Here is a 3,265-nt window from a genome sequence, read left to right on the forward strand (position 1 = left end):
CTGTATGCCTACCTTTGAAAGGTGGGTGGCACAGTTAATTCACCCAGGCATTTCTAGAAGCATCTAATCGCTTGATATGACTGCCTTTGAAAGGTGGGTGGCACAGTAAGTTGGCTGCCTTAATTGATGGCGCGTTTTACACAGCACCACCCAGTCATCCATGTATCGGAAATACCTTAACTGGTGCTGGTCGCAATAATCGCCTAACACCTTATCCATCGAATACAAATACAAGGCCCCTAATAACGGTGAAATGGGGTTGCCCTTGCCGATGCCTTTATTTACCCAGTGTAAATGCCCATTAACGTTGTCTAACCGCGTTAGCATTTGAGCAATAAGATCCAGCACCCGCGCATCACTGATGCGTTCTGCTAACAAATCCAGCAGCACCTTATGGTCGATAGTGGCGTAATAAGAATCCACATCGGACCGACACACAAACTGATAGCCATCTACAGCTTGCTTGACCTGTCGTACACAACCTTTGGCTCCGCCACGGCCAGCTAAGTGATAACAGTCTTCGCTCAGCTGTGGCGTTAAATGTTGGCTTAACACCAAGGTTAAGGCCTTTAAAAAAAGTGCATCGCGCGCGCACCACACACCGATACTTAACCCACCTACTCGGATGGCCCGGCAGGGTTCAAACCGATAATCACCCGCCAGCAATTGCTGTTGCAGTAACGCCTTGTCCCTGTCCCAATGAAACCGCAAGTGCCAGACATCATTATTGTAATGACTGTCTTGACGCGATTTACACAGCCAGTCATAGGCTTGGTCTAATACAGCATCGCTTATTACTTGCTCTAACAAATACCTGCTTCCAAAGATCTTTACCCCCTCCCAGCCTCCCCCTTGAAGAAAGGTGGAGGAGCTCATATTTGCAAATTTGAATATTTGGGGTCAGATCAAAAACTCTCAGACCTCAGCCCAAGAATATTTGAATATTTGAATATTTGGGATCAGATCAAAAACTTCAGACCTCAGCCCAATTTCTCTCGATAAACTCGCTCTACCCCCCCAAAAAAACTCTCTTCGCAAGTTCACTCTTCAAACACTGTTCTATGACCTTGCTTAATTCTATCTCTGCCCCGCTACGTGCCCATTGCAACCAGTGTTTAACATACTCAGCGATGCGTTGTTGCGTGGTACCTTGCTCATAAAGCTGCTTTCGATTTTGGGATCAGATCAAAAAACTAGGAGGGCTTAAATCTAACTAGCTAGATCAAACTGTATCGATAGCGACTCACACCTAGCCCCAACGCAATAGTTTTTGATCTGACCCCAAATATCAATTTTGGGGTCAGATCAAGAAACTAAGGATAGCGCTGCCCTCCTAGCTAGATCAGCCTGTATCGATAATGACTCACACCTGACCACGACAAAATAGTTTTTGATCTGACCCCAAATATCGCAAATATCGCAACGACAAATTTAAACAAGAAATTGAACAACTGACTGGACGCAGAGTGACGCCCCCTAAGGCGCGGACGCAAATACAAGTGATGGCGATTTAGTGGTCAGATCAAGAAACTAAAGATCGACCATGTTATTTAGCTTTGACAATGCAGGAGACTCCTATTAACTACGAAGCTTAAAGAAATAGTTTTTGGTCCGACCTTAAATATCCGAACACTCCAATCGTTTTTGGATCTTGCCCCAAACAGCTTCCATACCTCAACACCACATATCACGCCCGCCGTTACCACAGGTTGTCAAGTACTTCGTCCGCGGCCCCGCCTCGGACGCCGACTACAGCGCGGCGCACTTCGCTGGGGTCATGAAAGTGTGACTGGTAGGTTATGTCGGGTCCCTGCCGTGCGAGGTCACTCATAGTTCTCGAGGCGCCCACCCTGAACACTTCGTGTTGTGGAGGTGAGTTGCTACCGTCTTCAGGGCTCAGTATTTGAGCCGCTGTCCGACTCAGTGCTGCTTGCTTAACCTTGTCTGCTTCTTGCATAGTCGCCCAGCGCTCCCCTATCCGACTGAGGGTTCGTTCAGCATCTAGCGGGTCCTGCGTAGCCAGTCGCGTTTCTTGTTCACGCAGATACTTTATATAGGCTGCCGCATCTTCACGTGATTGCATGAGTGCCGCGGTGACGCCCGCGCTCACTACGTCTTTCATGGTGACTTGAGTCACACTCTCACCTGCCGGAGCTGCCTGCGCCCTGATTCCCTCCCCCACCGTGGTGTACCTCGGTGTCGTAGGGCCGTCGTCATGCCCTCGGTCCTCGGGTTCCTTCGTTGGGCGTGCGGTGACCATTGAGATTTCTATTTCCATCTGCTTTGACTTGTGGTGGAGCCATTTTTTGCCACGCCACTCCACTGTCTTACGGGTTGCTTCGGCGACTCCGCCCGTGCCCCCGGTCACGACGCTCACTTTGCCGCCGGTCTCGGTGCCATTTGTGCCCGTTGCTTCAGCTATACGAAGCAAGGTTTGCGTGGGTCCCTGTCTAAGTTTTTCTTCTGGCATCTGTGATGGTGCACAGCCAGGGGGGTCAGCGTGGGTCGTCGAGCTCGGCTTGTTACCGCCCGTATTTGAGTTTGAAGTTGATGTTGGCATTCTTTGTCCTCGGTTGGTTTCGCTATTTGGCTACATTTATATTTCCGGTCTGAGATTTGATATTTGGGATATTTAGAGTCTGATCAAAAACTGTCAGACTTCAGCTCAATATCTCTCGATACACTCGCTCTAACCCAATATCTCCCAAAACCCTCTTCGCAAGTTCACTGTTCAAACTTTGTTCTATGACCTTGCTTAATTCTATCTCTACCCCGCTACGTGCCCATTGCAACCAGTGTTTAACATACTCAGCGATGCGTTGTTGCGTGGCACCTTGCTCATAAAGCTGCTGTAGCTTGTCAATATGGTTGGCGATGGTTTTCCACGCCAGCGTTACTTTTTCTTTTATTTGAGCTGTGATTCGATAGCCTAAGAAATCGAACCCACTGTCTTTTATTTTACCAATATAGGTCTTGAAGGGATGCTTGGTTTGTTTTACCGCATCCAGACACTGGTTCATCAACCTCACCACCTGCCTTAATTGATGGCGCGTTTTACACAGCACCACCCAGTCATGACTAGACACACCAAATCAGTTGATATGACTAGCTTTGATAAGTGGGTGGCACAGTTAATTTGATTCTAAAGAGCGGCCCAACCACGGCGGTGCTCAAAGCACTCACCAGAGATAGGGTCTTGACCACACAAAAACGCCCGACGAACACAGCGTGAAACACAGTGATAGTAAGGCGTATCTTCAATACT

The 3,265-nt window shown here is 48.5% G+C and carries 2 protein-coding genes; both read right to left on the reverse strand.

Translation table 11 applies throughout. The features are described from left to right. Positions 1-63: 63 nt before the first annotated feature. On the reverse strand, positions 64-810 hold the full coding sequence (locus tag I8J31_RS20585; protein WP_199470462.1) for a reverse transcriptase domain-containing protein: 747 nt from the start codon (positions 808-810) through the stop codon (positions 64-66). Positions 811-2,660: 1,850 nt separating this feature from the next. Next, positions 2,661-3,020, reverse strand: coding sequence for a hypothetical protein (locus I8J31_RS20590; RefSeq protein WP_199470463.1), 360 nt, complete (start codon positions 3,018-3,020; stop codon positions 2,661-2,663). Positions 3,021-3,265 lie beyond the last annotated feature (245 nt).

Source organism: Marinomonas transparens (genome assembly GCF_016463975.1).
In the GTDB taxonomy this organism is placed as follows: domain Bacteria; phylum Pseudomonadota; class Gammaproteobacteria; order Pseudomonadales; family Marinomonadaceae; genus Marinomonas; species Marinomonas transparens.